This is a genomic window from Pseudomonas sp. HR96 (assembly GCF_034059295.1).
Taxonomy (GTDB): domain Bacteria; phylum Pseudomonadota; class Gammaproteobacteria; order Pseudomonadales; family Pseudomonadaceae; genus Aquipseudomonas.
The window spans coordinates 2,344,125-2,361,116 of record NZ_CP139141.1 but is presented as its reverse complement, the minus strand read 5'-3'; the positions used below and the strand labels follow the sequence as shown (position 1 = coordinate 2,361,116).

Genomic DNA, 16,992 nt, shown 5'->3' with positions numbered 1-16,992 from the left:
AGCGCTATGGACCTGACGATTCAACACTTTATCGCGCTTGCTCCGCTATTGATCACCAGCGCCACCGTTGTGGTGGTGATGCTGGCGATCGCCTGGCGGCGCAATCATTCACAAACCTTCCTGCTGACCTGTGCCGGCCTCAACCTGGCGCTGCTGTCGATTCTGCCAGCACTGAAAGTCACCCCCATCAGCGTCACCATGTTGCTGCAGGTGGACAACTTCGCCGCGCTGTACATGGCCTTGATCCTGGTCGCCACCCTGGCCTGCGTCACCCTCGCCCACGCCTACCTTGGCGAAGGTGGCGGCGGCGCGGGCTTCCCCGGCAACCGCGAAGAGCTGTACCTGCTGATCCTGATGGCCGCCGCCGGGGGCCTGGTGCTGGTCTGCGCGCAGCACCTGGCCGGCCTGTTCATCGGCCTGGAGCTGCTGTCGATCCCGGTATACGGCCTGGTCGCCTATGCCTTCTTCAACAAGCGCTCGCTGGAAGGCGGCATCAAGTACATGGTGCTGTCGGCCGCCGGTTCCGCCTTCCTGCTGTTCGGCATGGCGCTGCTGTACGCCGACGCCGGCACCCTGAGCTTCGGTGGCATCGGTGCGGCGCTGCAAGCCAACGGCATGCCGACCACCCTGGCACAGCTGGGCCTGGGCATGATGCTGGTCGGGCTGGCATTCAAGCTGTCGCTGGTGCCGTTCCACCTGTGGACCCCGGACGTCTACGAAGGCGCCCCGGCCCCGGTGGCAGCCTTCCTCGCCACGGCGAGCAAGGTGGCGGTGTTTGCGGTGATGGTGCGCCTGTTCCAGCTCTCCCCTGCGGCCAGCAGCGGCGTGCTGAGCGACGTATTGAGTGTGATCGCGGTGCTGTCGATCCTGGTCGGCAACCTGCTGGCCGTGGCCCAGAGCAACCTCAAGCGCCTCCTGGGTTTCTCTTCCATTGCCCACTTCGGCTACTTGATCATTGCCCTGGTGGCGAGCAAGGGCCTGGCGCTGGAAGCCATCGGCGTCTACCTGGTCACCTACACCCTGACCAGCCTTGGCGCCTTCGGCGTGATCACCTTGATGTCGTCGCCCTACAACGGCCGCGACGCCGATGCGCTGTACGAATACCGCGGCCTGTTCTGGCGCCGGCCGTACCTGACCGCGGTGCTTACCGTGATGATGCTGTCGCTGGCCGGTATCCCGCTGACTGCCGGCTTCATCGGCAAGTTCTACATCATTGCCAGCGGCGTGCAGTCGCATCAGTGGTGGCTGACCGGCGCGCTGGTGATCGGTAGCGCCATCGGCGTGTTCTACTACCTGCGCGTGATGGTGACGTTGTACCTGATGGAGAAATCCATCCGCCGTCGCGACGCGCCACTGAACTGGGAACAGCGCACCGGTGGCGTCATGCTGCTGGCTGTGGCTATCCTGGTGTTCGTGCTGGGCGTGTATCCGCAGCCGTTGCTGGATCTGGTGCAGCATGCCGGGTTCCAACTGGCGGGTTGATGCCGGCTTGAGACAAAAAATACCCCGCCATGGCGGGGTATTTTTTTGCTCAGGTTTTGCCGGCGCTACAGCTCGGTCACCTCGACCTCGGCGTCCAGCGCCTCGCGGGTCCATTGCAGAACCAGGCGCTTGATCGCCTGCTCCTTCTCCAGAAGGAGTTTGTTGCTCAGCTTCAGATACCTGCCTTGATCCACGTCGCCTGCTTCGGCATCGGCCATCAATACCGCCATGCGGTGCTGCAGACCGGTGTCGAGCTCTTCGAGGGCTTTGGCATGGGCAGGCAGCTTGAGCAGGTTGGCCTTCCAGAACTCGCGCCCAGCGATTGATTCGACCATCTCCCCCGAACCTTCCAGCGCGAGTATCTGCGTTTGCGCTTGCAGCAGTGTCTGGTCGCTGACTCCCGCAGTCAGGGTGTACAGCATGCCCTTGGGTTGGCCAGGCAACTCCAGCGCGTCGGCGAGGAAAGTGCGGTAGCGCAGGATCACTTCCGCTTCATCGACGTTGGAGCGCTGGGCGATCTCGGCATAGGCCAGCTTCTGCACTTCATCCAGACGGAACAGCCCTTTGGCCAGCTTCAACAGCGACGCCTGGCTGGCCTCGCCGTTGCCGGCCAGCGACGCCTCGTAGACCAGGGTGCTGACCTCAAGCGTACTGAACAGATAGGCCGCGCCATCGCCGCAGGTCTGAGGGTGGGCGGCCTGCTCGAATAACTGTTCGCGCAGTTCAGTGTTCTCACTGGCCGCGCCAATGACTTTCCAGACCCGTTCCCTTAGCCCAGGATAGCCCGCTCCGCGATAGTCGCGAGCTGTGGACAACTGCTCGATCACCTCGAAAAACGCCCGCGAATCTGGCTCCTGGACCAATGCCTGCCACTGCGCCGAGCGCGCTACGAACTGTTCGCCAACCAGGTCGATCAGCCAGCGACCCATGCCCGTGGGCGCCCCCGCCACAGCCCCGTACAGGCTTGCGCCGAGGCCAAAGTCGCCTCCGCGCTCCGCGCGAAGTTCCCGGTACACGCGCACCAGCCGCAAGGCATCGGCCGACAGCGGATTGCCCGTCAGCCGCGTGCCACGGTTGAGTCGCATAACCCGATCGAGCGCTGCCGTGCTCGGCGCCAGCACCTGCTCGGGTATTTGGCGGATCAGGTTGTCATCCAGTTGCAGCATCTCCATCTGCGGCAATTCCAGCGTCGCCAGCGGCCAATCGACCAACTGCGCGTTGCTCAGCAGCGCGCCGCGCAGGTTGAGCAGGCGGCCAAGCTCGGGCGTGCGGCCCAGCGGGTTGTGGCTCAGGCTCAGCTCGCGCAGGCTGGGCACGTGATCGATCACGGCCTGGCAGGCATCGTTCCAGACGATACGATTGCGCGTCAGACGCAGGCGGGTCAGCGCGCGCATCTGCGTCGTCGCCTGAGGGATCACCTCCAACGGCGTCTCGCTGATGAACAGATGGCGCAACTGCGGGCACTGGCGCAGCAGCTCTTCGGGCGGCTGGCTGAAGCGGCAGCGGTTGAGACTGATCAGCTTGATGTGCTCAAGGTTGCTCGGCAGCGGCGGGATACTGTCCAGTTCCAGGCCGTCCAGAGTCAATTGGTAGCCCACGCGTGCGCCATCGGCCGTGACCACACGCGGTGTCCCGCGGCGCCAGGCCAACTCCAGCAGGCGGGCGATCTCCTGGCGGTTGGCGGTGTCGGCGCGCGGCAGCGTCGGCTCGTCGCGCCAGGCTTGCAGCTTGGGCAACCAATCGGCCAACTCGGCTTCGCGCTCGGCGGCCCAGCCGTGCAACTGCACTTCGGCAAGCCCCAGCTCCGCCTGCAGGGCGTCGAGCTCGCCAGCCTGCAGAGTCGGATACAGCGCCGCCAGACGCTCACGGGCCTGGGCCGGTATGGCAGGCGCCGGCCGTTGCGGGTAACCCAGGCGGCTGGCGGCACGGGCCGGGCTCAGCACCGAGCTGCGCCGAGGCGGGATGCCCAGCAATCGGTCCATGCCCGGGCGGTCGGCCAGCGCCGCCTCATAGTTCTCGCCGTACTGGGCGCGCAACAAGGCGCTGTCGGCGTTGGCCAGCTCGGGGTTGTACCAGCCCATCAAGGCGCGGCTGACGCGGGCATCGCGTTGCAGCTCGCGCCCCTCCTCGGCCATGCGCAGGGGCACGCTGCCTCTTTGCAGCCGCTCCAGCTCCTCCGGGCTGGCGCCCTGGATCAACTCGCGGCGCTGCTCCACGGTCAACTCGGGAAGCTGGCGTGCCAGCACGTCATCTTCCGGTGACTTCAATGCAGTCGCTTCGACGCGCCTGGCATCAGGAAAATTCTCGCGCATCACTTCGACCCGCCGCGCCTGGGGCAGCTCGGTGTCGCCGTACTCAGTGGCTGCGCCCCAAGGTTCGGGGCCTTCGAAGACCTTCAACACCACACCCTCTGGCCAGCCCGGCAACTGCACCATGTCATCTATCGGCAAGCCATACTGGCTGCTGATCGGCAAGCCCGCCCCAATGGCACCGATGATCCGATTGATCTCCCCAGCCGTGGCCTGCTGTTCCAGGGTGCTGGTCAATGACAACGGCAACGGGCCGCCTTGTACCACGGCCTGGCGCAGCACGTCCGGCTCGACCTGGGCGATGCGCAGCAGGTCGTTGAGCTTGTTGTCAGGCGCATTGTGCAGGCGCGGGTCGACACGCCTGAGCAAGCGCTCAGCCGGCCAGGTTTGCGCACGCTCGCCCGGATGCAGCCACGCCGAACCTGGGCCATCACGCAATTTCGGCTGGTAGCCGCCGGGCTCGCCGGGGCGCACGATCAGGCGCTCGCCGGTCAATTCGTCGACCCGCGTCGGGTACAACCTGCCCTCCACCGGCAGGTACTCGGTGCCGTCGATTTCATATAGCCCGGCCGCATTGGGCCGCCAGTGCGGCTCGATGGCGAGGTCCGCAGCATAGGGCCGCAGATCGGCATTCCAGAGTCGAGTGACGCCATCCGGGCCTTCGACCGGCAGCAGGTTGTCGGTAAATGGCTTGATCTCTGCCGCCAGCTGGATGCCTTTGTGAAATACCGCCATCAAGCCAAGGTTCAGTGCCAGCCCCGCCAAATGACTCCAGCCCTCGGCCTTGTCGCCCTCGGCCAAATCCGCGAGGCCGTGGTACAACCCGTTCATCATTTGCGCACCCATGATCGGCAGCATCAAGGGGCCGAGGCCGGGAATGAACATCGCCGCGAAGCCGAGCAGGTTGATGCCGCTTTCCAGGTAACCCTCCCAGCGATCGATCTTCGCCAGCTTGTCGACCCAGGCGGTAGGGATGGCCTGGTACTGGGCCTGGCTGCCAAGCCAGAGCAGATGACGTCGATGCAGGTGCTCCAGCAGCGCCGCCTCCCAGCCCGGGGTGGTGACTTCAAGGCTCGGCGGGCTTTCCAGCAGCCGCGCTGTGAGGTTCTTGTTGAAGTCGACGCGATCGGCTAGCTGCACCCGCCCGAGAAACTCGACCAGGTACTCAGGCTGTTGCAGACGCTCGACCAGCCTGGCGGTGAACTGACCGCTGTCGGCGTAGCGCTTCAAGGGCACCTGGGAGTCACCCGGCATCCAGACGATACAGGGCTCGGTACTCTCGCCTGTGGGCACGAAGACGACGACGTCATGCAGCTCGGTGGCGAGGATCTGCAGGCGTAACGCCTGCATCGGCTGCCCATTGCGAGTCAGCGCGTGGCCATGCCGGCAGCGTTCGAGCATGGCGAAGTCGTGGGCGTCGATCGCGTCCTGCATCAGCGCCACCTGGCACAGCACGGCAAACTCGGCCTTGCGCAATTGGAGCATGGCGTCGCCGACCCCAGGCGCGGCCAATGTCTGCGTCAGGTAGTCCTGATATTGCTGGCCCAGGTCCAGCTCGCGGCACATCTGCGCGAAGCTCGCAGGGGTGATCGCCAGCCGGGCATCGGGTTGGTAGCGCACCACTGGATAAGGTGGGGCATCGGGCTGCAGATCGGTGAAGTCGAGCAAAAAGTCGCCGTAGTTCTGCGGCTGAGTCAGCAGCAGTTGCTCGTGGGAGAGATATTCCAGCGAGTAGCCGTCGGCCGCCACCAACCCGGCACTGGCGTCGAACGCCTGGCCGTCATCGAAATTGTGCAGTGCGGCCTGCAACAGGCTTTGCTCGACGGCGGTGTACTGCTGCACGAGGCCGGCAAAAGAACTGCTGGTGCGCACGTAGACCAGCGAGGTGGTATGAACGTCGAGGTCCTGGTCGAAAGTCTGCTTGATCCGTTCGGCGAGCGGGCCTTCGCTGAACGCCATGACGCCTTTGAAGTCGGGCAGCAAGGTCGACAGCGTCTGCCGGCATCGCTCGCGCTCGGCCTGGCGATCCAGCAGCGATTGGCGATCAAATGGCGCGGCAGCACTGAACCAGGCACCCGGATCCAGGGTTTGTTCGAGCAACAGGCTGTCGCCCAGGGTCTTGAGGCTGGTTTCATCCAGCGCCTTGATCCAATTGGGCAGGCGTTCGGCCACGAAGACCGAGTTGGGGTGGTTGGTCATGGTGCAGGTGTCCTGAAGAAGGGGCTTCAGGACACCAGAGCGAAGTGGCTCGCAGGTTTTACATAATGCTGGACCGCGTCGCTCACGCCGCGGGCCCAGCGGCTACATCACTGCGCTGGCAGCAACGCCTGGACCAAGGGTTCGCTCAGCCGCCGGGCCAGGGCCTGCCGGGCCAGCGTGGTGGCATGGTTCAGGGCGCCACGCAGCACATCGGCGTTGGCCGGCGTAAGCCTGATGCGACCTGCGAGATCACCGCTCGACCAGTCCTGTTCGGGTAGCGTCTGGCGAAACACCGCCAGCACTTCCTCAGCCAGCACCACCGGGTCCGGGTCCGGCCTGCCCAGCTCGTAGATAGCCTCGGCACCGGCGTTCCAGCGCTCATCGAACGCCGCGAACTCGACGGGGTAGACCCGCTGCAAGGCAAACTCCCAATATTGCTGCAACATCAGCCAGTCAAGCATGTTCGCGGCCGTGACCCGCTGGTTGATCATCACCCTGATCTGCCTGGCCGTGGCCTCCTGGATGAAGCCCATCCCCTCGTACAGCATGCTTTGCGGCTGATACGGCAGCTCGAGGTCATCGGCCAGCAACAGGCGCAGGCGCAGGCGGATTTCGGCCTCGTCGGGAGCGATCTGCAGGTCCTCGTCATGAATGCGGTCATAGGCCAGCAGCTGTGCATCCGCGGCGCCCAGCAGTGCAGGGTCGTCGGTCAGCAGGGGTAAGTTGAGCCCGCCTGCGGCGTCCGCCGCGGCGGCACCGGGGTAGATGATCGCGCGCCGGCGCACCCGCGCATTGCTGATCGCGCGGGCGTAGTCATCCACCAGTTCCAGCCGGTACAGCCGCCGACTATAAGCCACGACCGGCAGCAAGCCGTGGGGCCCGACCAGGCCGGGATCGGTGGCCAGGCGAAATACCTCCATCAGGTTGCGCGCCTGGCTGAACAACAATTCCAGGCCATCGCCACAGGTGGCCTCGGCGCCATCGGCGGCCTCATAGAGCTGGGCGCGCAGGTCGGCAAGGCCGATCGGTGGCGGCTGCTGGGTCAGGTCCCGCAGCAGGCGTTGCATCTGCTGACGTTGATAGGCGGGGTTGGCCTGATAATCGGCGCTGAGGGTGGCACGGCGCATGGCCTCGAGAAAATTGGCCGAGCCCGCTTCTTCGCGCAACATTCGGTAGCGGTCACGCAGCTCAGGGCCCGCCTCGATCATCCAGTCTGGCGGGTTGGCCAGCACCGGTTCGATGCCTATCTGGCGAAGATGCACGAGGCTTTGCGCCGACAGTGCGGCATCGTCGATCACCAAGGGCAGTAGATAAGGCGTGCGCGGCGCCGTGGCGAATGCGCTGTCAACCAGTGACGGCACCTCGACCAGCGGGTTGCCCGGCAGCCTGACCTGGCGCAGCAGCATCGGCGTGCGTTCCATCAACGCCGTCAGGCCATCCGGCCACTCGGTCAAGCCGGTGTCGGCCAGGTCCAGATAGCGCAAGTTGATCATGTTGGCCAGCTGCGGTGAGCGACCCAGGGGATTGTCCGCCAGGCGCATGCGGGCCATTTCGGTCATCCCGGAAAACGCGGCAGCTGCCGCTTCGGAGAGCACGATCTGGTTGCCTTGCAGATCCAGGTGACGCAGATTGATTTGCGCCAGGTGCTCGATATCGGCCGCATCGAGCACCAGTTCGGCGTCGCGCAAGTCCAGCTCGCGCAGGGACTTGAGCTGCGCCAAGGCCTGCATGCCCTCGCCCGACAGCGCCAGCGAGTTCCCGCTCAGGCCCAGCACTGCCACCGAGGTTTCCTCCAGGGGCGCAAGCAGGCCCGTGCGCCATTGCAGTTGGTTGGCGCTGAGGTCGAGAATCAGCAGGTTTTGCAGCTCGGGCAAGCCGGCGGGCAGCTGCGTCAGCTGGTTGTAGCTCAGGTTGAGGTTGGTCAAGCGCTTGAATGACGGCAGAAAGCCTTCGAGCTGAGCTTCGCCCAGGCCCATATTGCGTAAGTCCAACCACTGAAGGTGGCTGAAGTCGGCCACCAATACCGGCAGCGTGCCGCCTTGCAGACCCGACAGATCAAGGCCTATCCCCACTTTATTGGCGTTGTACGGGGCTCGAGGTTGCGGCAGTTCCTGCCGACGCCAGGCTGCCACCAGGCGGCGGCTGATCTCCTGGCGCACGCCTTGGTGCCCAGGCGTCTGCGCCTGGCTCTCCCAGACCCCGAGGCTGTCCTTGAGCACCTGTAGCTCGGTCTCCAGCCGCATCAGCGCAGTCTCGAAGGGGCCCCGAAGGCTGCGCACGATGTGGTTGCGGGCGTTGCTGTTGAGGGTTGGGAACAATTCGCGCAGACGGTACTCACGCGAGCCCGGGAACAGCAACGGATCAGCCCAGCTCGGCCCGCGCCCGCTCAGCACGTAGCCCAGTTGCCCGCGGCTGTTGCGCATCGGTGGGCGAAACCAGGGCTGCGCGTCGGCCTGCCCCAGCGCCCGAGCGCTGGCCTGGCGGTCGGCCAGCGCCTGCTCGGTCAGCGCCTTTTGCAGCGTCGACGCATCGTCGGCCGAAGCACCCAGGGCCGAGCGTTCGGCTGTGGGCAGCACCGCCAGCAGTGCCTCGCTCAAGCTGCGGGTTGCGGGCCCGCTGGCTGTCACGAAGCCCCTTGCCCCTACCGTGATGCTGCGCTGCAGCGTGGCTTGCTCCGGCCCTGCCGCTGCGAGCAGGGTACGCGCCGCATCGTTGCTGCGCAGTTCAATGCGCAGGTGGTCACCCCAACCTTCCTGCCGGCCCAGGGCAGCGAGCAATAGCCGCTGGCTGTCGGCGCTCTGCCCTGGGGCATAGGTGCATTCCAGCAGGGCACGGTTCAAGCGCAGGTTGCGCTGCAGATGGTGGGCCTGTTCGGCCAGGCGCAGCGGCAACCGGCCCTGTTTGAGCAACGCCTGTTCGGCGATACTGGCGCTGTCCACCACAGAGCGTGCGAGCGGCTGATCGAGCCGCGCAAATTGGCGCATCACCAGCTGCTCCTCGGCACTGGCCACGGCAGTCGACCCGGGCCTGGCCAGCTCGGTGGCGTGCCATTGCTCGAACAGGCGTGCACGTTGAGTCTGCAGCTCGCTGGCCAGCAGCTTTTGCAGTTGCACGGTCTGAGTCTCGGCGGCGCTGGTGCTTTGCCCCAACAGGGTCTCCAGGCCCTCCTCGCCCAGGCCCTTGAGGATCGGCGCGAGACGGTCGGCACGGGTAAAGTCGTCGCGCATCAGCGCGATCCGCCGCCCCTGCGGCAGCACGGTGTCTCCATACTCGCTGGATTCGCCCCAGGGCTCGCTGCCTTCGAACACCTTGAGGACGATGTCCTGCGGCCAGGTCGGCGCCTGCACCATGGCCTCGACCGGTATCGAATGCAGGCTGCTCACTGCGTCGCCATTGGCGAGGGCGGCGATCACCCGGTCCAGCTCTTGAGCGGTCACGGCCCGCTCAAGTGTATCGAGCAGCTCGAACGGCACCGTGCCGCCCTCGGCGACGGCGCTGCGCAGTGTCTGCTCGTCGATATCGGCAATCTTCAGCACCTGCTCCAGGCGGGCATCGTCCAGGGCTACGGCGCGTGGTTCGAGACGCCGCAGCAGGGCATACGCGTCCCACTGCGCGGGTCGGTCACCGGCATGCAGCCAGCCACTGTCGACGCCGCCGCGCAGGCTGGGTTCGTAGGCATCCGGCTGCGCGGCACGAGTGATGACACGCTCACCGGTCAGTTCGTCGACGCGGGTACGGTACAGCTTGCCGTCCAGCGGCAGGTACTCGACGCCTTCGACTTCGTAAAGGCCCAAGGCGTTGGGCCGCCAGGCCGGATCGATGGCCAGCTCGGCGGCGTAGGGCCGAATGTCGCCGTTCCACAAGCGCGCGACGCCATCCGGCCCCTCGACCGGCAGCAGGTTGTCGGTGAATGGGCTGATCTCGGTGGTCAGTTTCATGCCTTGATGGAACACCCCCATCAGTCCAAGATTCAACGCCAGCCCGGCCAGATGGCTCCAGCCCTGGGCCTTGTCGCCCTCGGCGAGGTCCGCCAGGCCGTGGTACAGCCCGCCCATCATCTGCGCACCCATGATCGGCAGCAACACCGGGCCCAGCCCGGGAATGAACAAGGCAGCGAAGCCCAACACGTTGATGCCGGTGTCCAGGTAGCCCTGCCAGCGCTCGATACTGGCCAGCTTGTCAGCCTCGGCGGTCGGCACTGCCTGATGCTGGGCCTGACTGCTGAGCCAGAGCAGGTGGCGACGGTGCATGTGTTCGATCAGCGCCGGCTCCCAGGTCGCATGGGTAACCTCCAGGCTCGGCGAGCTGTCTACCAGCCGCTGCGCCAGCCGTTGGCCGAAGGCGACGCGGTCGGCCAGATGCACCCGGCCAAGAAATTCCGCCAGGTACCCAGGCTGGCGCAGGCGCTTGACCAGTTCGCTCATGAATTCGCCGCTGTTGCGGTACCGTTTCAATGGCGCCCGCGAATCGCCCGGCACCCAGACGATGCACGGTTCGGTACTGCCGCCAGTGGGCAAGAACACCACGACGTCATGCAACTCGGTGGCCAAAATTTTCAAGCGCAATGCCTCCATCGGCCGGCCGGCGTGACTCAACGGGCGGCCCAGGCGGCAACCCTCGAGCATCGCGAAGTCGTCGGCATCGATGTGATCCTGCATCAGCGCCACCTGGCACAGCACGGAGAACTCGGCCTCGCGCAGCGCCTGCAGGGCCTCCCCCACAGCAGAGGGTGCAAAGGTGGCGCTCAGGTAATCCTGATACTGCTGCCCCAGGTCGAGTTCGCGACACATTTGCGCAAAGCTGGCCGGAGCGATCGCCAACTTGGCCCCTTCGTTGTAGCGGAACAAGGGATAGGGTTCGGCGGTGGGCGTCAGCTCGGTGAAGTCGAGTTGGAAGTCGCCATGATTCTGCGGCGGGGTCAACTGCAGTTCTTCGTGAGGGAGATATTCCAGCGAGTAGCCATTGGCGGTAGCCACCCCGGCATTGCTGTCGAAGGCCTGGCCGGCGTCGAAATTGTGCAGAGCGGCCTGCAGCAGGCTTTGCTCCATGGCCGTGTAATGGCTGACCAGGCCGGCAAATGAGGTGCTGGCGCTGACGTACAGCAACGAGGTGGTGTGGACGTCGAGATCCTGCCCGAATGTCTGCTTGATCTTTGCACGCAATGGCTGCTCGGCGAACGCCATGACACCTTTGAAGTCCGGAATAAGCGCAGAAAGCGTCTGCCGGCATTGCTCGCGCTGTGTCTGGCGATCAAGCAGGGCCTGGCGGTCGAACGGCGCCGCATTATCGAACCAGTCGCCGGGGGCAGTGGTTTGTTCGAGCAGCAGGCTTTGGCCAAGGACCTTCAGGCTGCTGGCATCCAACGCCTTGACCCAATTGGGCAGGCGCTCGGCGACGAAGAGGGAGATGGGGTGGTTGCTGTCGGTCATGGGGCTGACGTCCTGAGTGAGCGGAAGCCTCAGGACACCAGATGACCCGCGCGCGCTGGCCCTACATACTTACTGCCGACTCTCCAGCAGGAACGGCAACGCCTGCTCCAGCACCTCGTCGGGCACCTCTTCAGCCAGGTAGTGGCCAGCCGGCAGCGCTTGCCCGCGCACGTCGCTGGCCACCTTGCGCCATTCGGCCAGCGGGTCGAACAACTGGCCGACGGTGCCTTCGGCGCCCCACAGTACCTGCAACGGCAGATCCAGCTGACGCCCGGCGGCAATATCGGCGCGGTCATGCTCAAGGTCAATCGAGGCACTGGCGCGATAGTCTTCACAGATACCGCGCGCCGAGCACGGCCGGCGCAGGCAGCGCAGGTATTCAGTGAAGGCGGCTTCGGTGAACGGTGCCATGCCGGCGTGACGAGTGCCCATCACACTGCGCAGGTAGCCCTCAGGGTCAGCCTCGATCAGGGTTTCCGGCAGCGGCGCCGGGCGGATCAGGAAGAACCAGTGCCAATAGGCGCGGGCGAAGGCTTCGTTGGTCTGCTCGTACATGGCCAGGGTGGGCGCGATGTCGAGCAGCACCATGCGCTCCACGGCCCCCGGGTGATCCAGCGCCAGCCGGTGAGCCACGCGGGCGCCGCGGTCATGGGCCAGCACGCTGAAGCGCTCGAAGCCCAGCGAAAGCATCAGCTCGAAACCGTCCTGGGCCATTTCGCGCTTGGAGTAGTTTCGATGCTCCGGGTCAGCCTCGGGGCGAAAGCTGTCGCCGTAGCCACGCAGGTCGGCGGCGACCACGGTGAAATGCTCGGCCAGGCGGCTGGCGACCTTGTGCCACATGGCGTGGGTCTGCGGATGGCCATGCCACAACAGCAGACCGGGACCATGCCCGGCGATGCGGTAGGCAATCTCGATGTCGTTGACCGGGCGCAGGTCACGTTTGAATCCGGGGAGCATGGCAGCAAACCTCGTACAGCCTGAAGGGACAAGCAAGTGACTGCCGCAACCGGCGCAAAGTGCCCAAGCCAATCACCCCTTGGGCGCTTGGCTCGGCAATTTCATGCGATGAAAGGCGCTCAACGGCAACACACCACCAAAATACCCCTTCATTTGCACGCCGATCACAAACATATCTCGTAACAAACAATTAAAATCAGCGCATCACCTTCGCTGGATCCTGCCGATGTCCGTCGCCCTTGCCTCACGAGTCGCCCATGTCAGTGCCCGCATCGATCGCCTGCCTGCCGTGGCGGCGCTATGGAAGCTGGTGGCATTGCTGTCGGTCGGCGGCTTCTTCGAGCTGTACGACTTGTTCCAGACCGCCTACATCAGCCCCGGTCTGATCCAGGCCGGCATCTTCGCCAGTGGCAGCGGCGGCGCCTTCGGCGTCTCCGACCAGGCCGCGTTCGCCTCGGCAACCTTCCTCGGCCTGTTCATCGGCGCCAGCCTGCTGAGTCCATTCGCCGACCGCTATGGCCGGCGGGCGGTGTTTACCTTCGCGCTTCTCTGGTACACGTCGGCCACCGTGCTGATGGGCTTGCAGGACAGCGCCATGGGGCTGATCCTGTGCCGCTTCCTGGTCGGCATCGGCCTGGGCATCGAACTGGTGACCATCGACGCCTACCTCAGCGAACTGGTGCCCAAGGCCATGCGCAGTCGGGCCTTTGCCTTCGCGTTCTTCATTCAGTTCCTGTCGGTGCCGGCGGTGGCGCTGATGTCCTGGTGGCTGGTGCCGCACGCGCCATTCGGCGTGGCCGGCTGGCGCTGGGTGGTGTTGGCCAGCGCAGTGTTCGCGCTGTTCATCTGGTGGCTGCGCCGCGCCCTTCCCGAGTCGCCGCGCTGGCTGGCGCAGCATGGGCGGCTGGATGAAGCCGAGGCCGTGCTCGGGGCCATCGAAGCCCGCTGCGCCAAGGATGCCAAGGCACCGTTGGCGACGCCCGAGGTCGAAGTGGTGCCATTGGTGGCCGCAGGACGTTTCGCCGATATCTGGCAGCCACCGTACCGGCGCCGCGCACTGATGCTGGTGGCGTTCAATATCTTCCAGGCCATCGGCTTCTTCGGCTTCGGCAACTGGCTCCCGGCGTTGCTCAATGGCCAGGGTGTCGGCCTGACCCATAGCCTGGCCTACGCTTTCGTCATCACCCTCGCCTACCCCCTTGGCCCGCTGTTGTTCGTGCGCGTGGCGCATCGCCTGGAGAACAAGTGGGGCATCGTCGGCTCGGCGCTGGGCACCGTGCTGTTCGGCACCCTGTTCGCCTTGCAGAGCTCGGCGCTCGGGCTGATCGTCTGCGGGGTGATGATCACTTTCTGCAACGCCTGGCTGACGTTCAGCTATCACGCCTACCAGAGTGAAATGTTCCCCACCCACATTCGCGCCCGAGCGGTAGGCTTCTGTTATTCGTTCAGTCGCCTGTCGACGGTGTTCAGCAGCCTGCTGATCGGCTTCTTCCTCGAGCATTTCGGCACGCCAGGGGTGCTTGCCTTCATCGTTGCCAGCATGTTGGTGGTGATGCTGACCATCGGCGTATTCGGCCCGCGCACGCGCAACCTGGCCCTGGAGCGGATCGCGCACTGACTCACAGCCGGCTCGGTGCGGCAGACTGCGGCAGGCCAAACACGCGGTCGAAGCCCCACTGGAACACCAGCGCATAGACGAAGAAGAATGCGAACAACGCCAGGTTGGTCAGCAGGGCGCTGAGCAGGCTGATGCCCAGCCAGCCGGCGATGATCGGCAACAGGATCAGGGTCAGCCCGCCCTCGAAGCCGATGGCATGCAGCAGCCGCCGCTGCCAGGTGCGCTGACGCTGGCGCTGGCGCGCTTCCCAGCGTTCGAAGCCGGCGTTGAACAACACGTTCCAGGCCAGCGCCACGGCGGAAATGATCAACGACAGCAGCAGCGAATGACCGGCGCCTTCGGCATACACCAGTTGCAGCGCCGGCGCGACGCAGAGTACGGCGATGCCCTCGTAGGCCAGTGCCTGGACGATCTTGCGTGGAGTGCCTTGCATGGGAAGCGGTCTCTGCCGGAAAGAGCCTGCATCCTCGCCAGTTGAGGCGCTGCGCGCAATTGAGCTAAATTGAGCCTCGCTCAACCTGAGTAATGCCTGTGTTCACCAAGCTGCCCCTGACTGCCCTGCGCGCGTTCGAATCGGCTGCCCGCCTGGGCGCGTTCAAGGCCGCCGCCGATGAACTGGCCGTCACCCCTGCCGCCGTCTCCCATCAGATCAAAAGCCTTGAAGAAAGCCTCGGTACGCTGCTGTTCACCCGTACCGCGCAAGGCGTATCGCTGAGCCGCGAAGGCCACGAGCTGTTCGCCGAGGTCCACGCGGCCTTCGCCGGCATGGCGGCTGGCCTGTCGCGCTGGCAGCCGGCCGGCGACAGCCAGAGCCTGACCCTGACCACCACGCCGGCGTTCGCCAGCCATTGGCTGATCGCCCGGCTGGGTGACTTCCATCGGCGTTACCCGCGTATCCACGTACGTGTCGAGACCACCAACGAGGTGGTGGACCTGGCCCGTGACAGCCGCATCGACATCGCCCTGCGCGTGCACGTCCAGCCACAGCCGGGGCTGTACTGCCTGGCGCTGCTCGACGAGCACTTTGCCGTCTATGCACCGCCCGGCTGGCAAGCGCCGGCGGCGCCGCACAACCTGGAGCTGATCCAGGTGCCGTGGTACTCGGCCACCAGCGCACCGATCGACTGGCCACTGTGGTGCGCCCGCGCCGGGCACGAGGATTGGCTGGAGCGGGCGCATTTTCGCGAGTACAGCGACGAAGACTACGCATTGCAGGCAGCCATCGCCGGCCACGGCCTGGTGCTGGCCAGCGATGTACTGGTCGCGGGCAGCGTGCAGCGCGGGCTGCTGCAACCCTATCGCAGCGAGATCCGCCTGCCCGCCGGCCAGTACAGTGCGCTGTGCGTGCCAGGGCGCGAGCGCCAGGCGCCGTTGCGTGAGTTCCTCGCCTGGCTGCGCGAACAGGTGCAGGCGGCACGATAACTGCTGCGCTGTGTCCTGCAGACGGCAGCGGCTTCGGCTTTGGACACGTGAGCGACGGTTTTCCCGCAGCCCCGGGTCGCGCTACTGCCGATAATCGTGACAGTCAACGATGCAGGAGCGCACAGCATGAATGCAGCAACAGAGCCCAGCCGCAGCCCGCGAGTGGTTGACCCGGGGACCCTCAGGCGCGTCATCGTCGCCGCCGCGATCGGCAACTTCGTCGAGTGGTTCGATTTTGCCGTCTACGGTTTTCTCGCCACCACCATCGCCCAGCAGTTCTTCGCCAGCGGCGACGCCAGCGTGGCGCTGCTCAAGACCTTCGCGGTGTTCGCCGTGGCGTTCGCCTTTCGGCCACTGGGCGGCATCGTCTTCGGCATGCTCGGCGACCGCCTCGGGCGCAAGCGCATCCTCGCCCTGACCATTCTGCTGATGGCCGGCGCCACCACGCTGATCGGCCTGTTGCCCACCTACAGCGCCATCGGCCTGTGGGCGCCCGCCCTGCTGACCCTGATCCGCTGCGTGCAGGGCTTCTCGGCCGGCGGCGAATACGCCGGGGCCTGCGCCTACCTGATGGAGCACGCGCCGCGCCACAAGAGGGCGTGGTATGGCAGTTTCGTGCCAGTTTCGACCTTCAGCGCCTTCGCCGCCGCCGCCGTCATCGCCTATGCCCTGGACGCCGGCCTCAGCAGCGAGGCGATGGCCAGCTGGGGCTGGCGCCTGCCGTTCCTGATTGCTGCGCCGCTGGGCCTGGTCGGCCTCTACCTGCGCCTGCACATGGGCGAAACCCCGGCGTTTCAGGCCGTTGAGCAGGAACACGCGGTGGCCCACTCGCCGCTGGCCGAGACGCTGCGCAAGCATGCCAGGGCCATTCTCTGCCTGGGGGCATTCGTATCGCTGACGGCCCTGTCGTTCTACATGTTCACTACCTACTTCGCCACTTATCTGCAGGTGGCCGGCGGCCTCAGTCGCGCCGGGGCGTTGCTGGTGTCGGTGATCGCCCTGCTGTTCGCCGCCCTGATCTGCCCGTTGGCAGGTGCCTTCTCCGACCGCGTCGGTAGGCGCACGACCATGCTCTGCACCTGCCTGCTGTTGATCGTCGCCGTGTACCCGGCGTTTCTGCTGGCGCGTTCGGGCTCGTTCGCCGCCGCCATTGCCGGGGTCATGCTGCTGGCCGTTGGCGCCGTGCTCTCGGGCGTGGTCACCGCCGCGCTGCTCTCGGAAACCTTCCCGACCCGCACCCGCTACACCGCTTCGGCGATCACCTACAACCTGGCCTACACCCTGTTCGGCGGCACCGCGCCGCTGATGGCCACCTGGTTGATCGGCCTGACCGGCAGCAGCTTGTCGCCGGCGGCCTATCTGATCGCCGTCGCCCTGCTGGCACTGGCCGGGGGCATGGCCTTGCCGGAGACCTCGCGCATCTCGCTGCATGGCGAGGACAGCGCGGGCGAGCGGGCCGCCGGTCCTGGACATGGCCATTTGATTTGAACGCTGCTCGATGGGCCGAGTCATCTGATTGAACGCCGGCGATAGTGGCACGATAACAGTGCCCGTCGCCCGCAGTGCCAACCGTGAC

8 protein-coding genes are annotated in these 16,992 nt (G+C 65.7%); 4 read left to right on the top strand and 4 right to left on the bottom strand.

The genetic code is table 11. The features are described from left to right. The first annotated feature begins 6 nt into the window (after positions 1 to 6). Positions 7 to 1,482, top strand: coding sequence for an NADH-quinone oxidoreductase subunit NuoN (gene nuoN / locus SFA35_RS10935; RefSeq protein WP_320578148.1), 1,476 nt, complete (start codon positions 7 to 9; stop codon positions 1,480 to 1,482). A 65-nt stretch (positions 1,483 to 1,547) separates the two neighbouring features. On the opposite strand, the gene SFA35_RS10930 is transcribed toward nuoN, so the two are convergent. The 3 genes from SFA35_RS10930 to SFA35_RS10920 all read right to left on the bottom strand — a co-directional run bounded on the left by SFA35_RS10930 (position 1,548) and on the right by SFA35_RS10920 (position 12,376). Then, positions 1,548 to 5,990 carry an NEL-type E3 ubiquitin ligase domain-containing protein gene (locus SFA35_RS10930; protein ID WP_320578146.1) on the bottom strand — a complete coding sequence of 1,481 codons (4,443 nt, stop codon included), beginning with the start codon at positions 5,988 to 5,990 and terminating at the stop codon, positions 1,548 to 1,550. A gap of 107 nt (positions 5,991 to 6,097) precedes the next feature. Further along, positions 6,098 to 11,419 carry a dermonecrotic toxin domain-containing protein gene (locus SFA35_RS10925; RefSeq protein ID WP_320578144.1) on the bottom strand — a complete coding sequence of 1,774 codons (5,322 nt, stop codon included), beginning with the start codon at positions 11,417 to 11,419 and terminating at the stop codon, positions 6,098 to 6,100. A gap of 69 nt (positions 11,420 to 11,488) precedes the next feature. After that, complete coding sequence (locus SFA35_RS10920) at positions 11,489 to 12,376, bottom strand: alpha/beta hydrolase (RefSeq protein ID WP_320578142.1); 888 nt, start codon at positions 12,374 to 12,376, stop codon at positions 11,489 to 11,491. 226 nt (positions 12,377 to 12,602) lie between these two features. On the opposite strand from SFA35_RS10920, the gene SFA35_RS10915 reads away from it, so the two are divergent. After that, positions 12,603 to 13,994 (top strand): MFS transporter, encoded by a 1,392-nt coding sequence (locus SFA35_RS10915; protein WP_320578140.1) that lies wholly within the window; start codon positions 12,603 to 12,605, stop codon positions 13,992 to 13,994. A 1-nt stretch (position 13,995) separates the two neighbouring features. Here the strand turns inward: SFA35_RS10915 and SFA35_RS10910 are convergent, their stop codons facing one another. After that, positions 13,996 to 14,427 (bottom strand): PACE efflux transporter, encoded by a 432-nt coding sequence (locus SFA35_RS10910; protein ID WP_320578137.1) that lies wholly within the window; start codon positions 14,425 to 14,427, stop codon positions 13,996 to 13,998. 92 nt (positions 14,428 to 14,519) lie between these two features. On the opposite strand from SFA35_RS10910, the gene SFA35_RS10905 reads away from it, so the two are divergent. Further along, positions 14,520 to 15,416: a LysR substrate-binding domain-containing protein gene (locus SFA35_RS10905; protein ID WP_320578135.1), complete on the top strand. Its 897-nt coding sequence runs from the start codon at positions 14,520 to 14,522 to the stop codon at positions 15,414 to 15,416. A gap of 126 nt (positions 15,417 to 15,542) precedes the next feature. Further along, positions 15,543 to 16,904 (top strand): MFS transporter, encoded by a 1,362-nt coding sequence (locus SFA35_RS10900; RefSeq protein WP_320578134.1) that lies wholly within the window; start codon positions 15,543 to 15,545, stop codon positions 16,902 to 16,904. Positions 16,905 to 16,992 lie beyond the last annotated feature (88 nt).

Excerpts from the sequence above, each read along its gene's own strand:
- nuoN (WP_320578148.1), top strand. The coding sequence starts at position 7 with ATGGACCTGACGATTCAACACTTTATCGCGCTTGCTCCGCTATTGATC.
- SFA35_RS10930 (WP_320578146.1), bottom strand. The coding sequence starts at position 5,990 with ATGACCAACCACCCCAACTCGGTCTTCGTGGCCGAACGCCTGCCCAAT.
- SFA35_RS10925 (WP_320578144.1), bottom strand. The coding sequence starts at position 11,419 with ATGACCGACAGCAACCACCCCATCTCCCTCTTCGTCGCCGAGCGCCTG.
- SFA35_RS10920 (WP_320578142.1), bottom strand. The coding sequence starts at position 12,376 with ATGCTCCCCGGATTCAAACGTGACCTGCGCCCGGTCAACGACATCGAG.
- SFA35_RS10915 (WP_320578140.1), top strand. The coding sequence starts at position 12,603 with ATGTCCGTCGCCCTTGCCTCACGAGTCGCCCATGTCAGTGCCCGCATC.
- SFA35_RS10910 (WP_320578137.1), bottom strand. The coding sequence starts at position 14,427 with ATGCAAGGCACTCCACGCAAGATCGTCCAGGCACTGGCCTACGAGGGC.
- SFA35_RS10905 (WP_320578135.1), top strand. The coding sequence starts at position 14,520 with ATGCCTGTGTTCACCAAGCTGCCCCTGACTGCCCTGCGCGCGTTCGAA.
- SFA35_RS10900 (WP_320578134.1), top strand. The coding sequence starts at position 15,543 with ATGAATGCAGCAACAGAGCCCAGCCGCAGCCCGCGAGTGGTTGACCCG.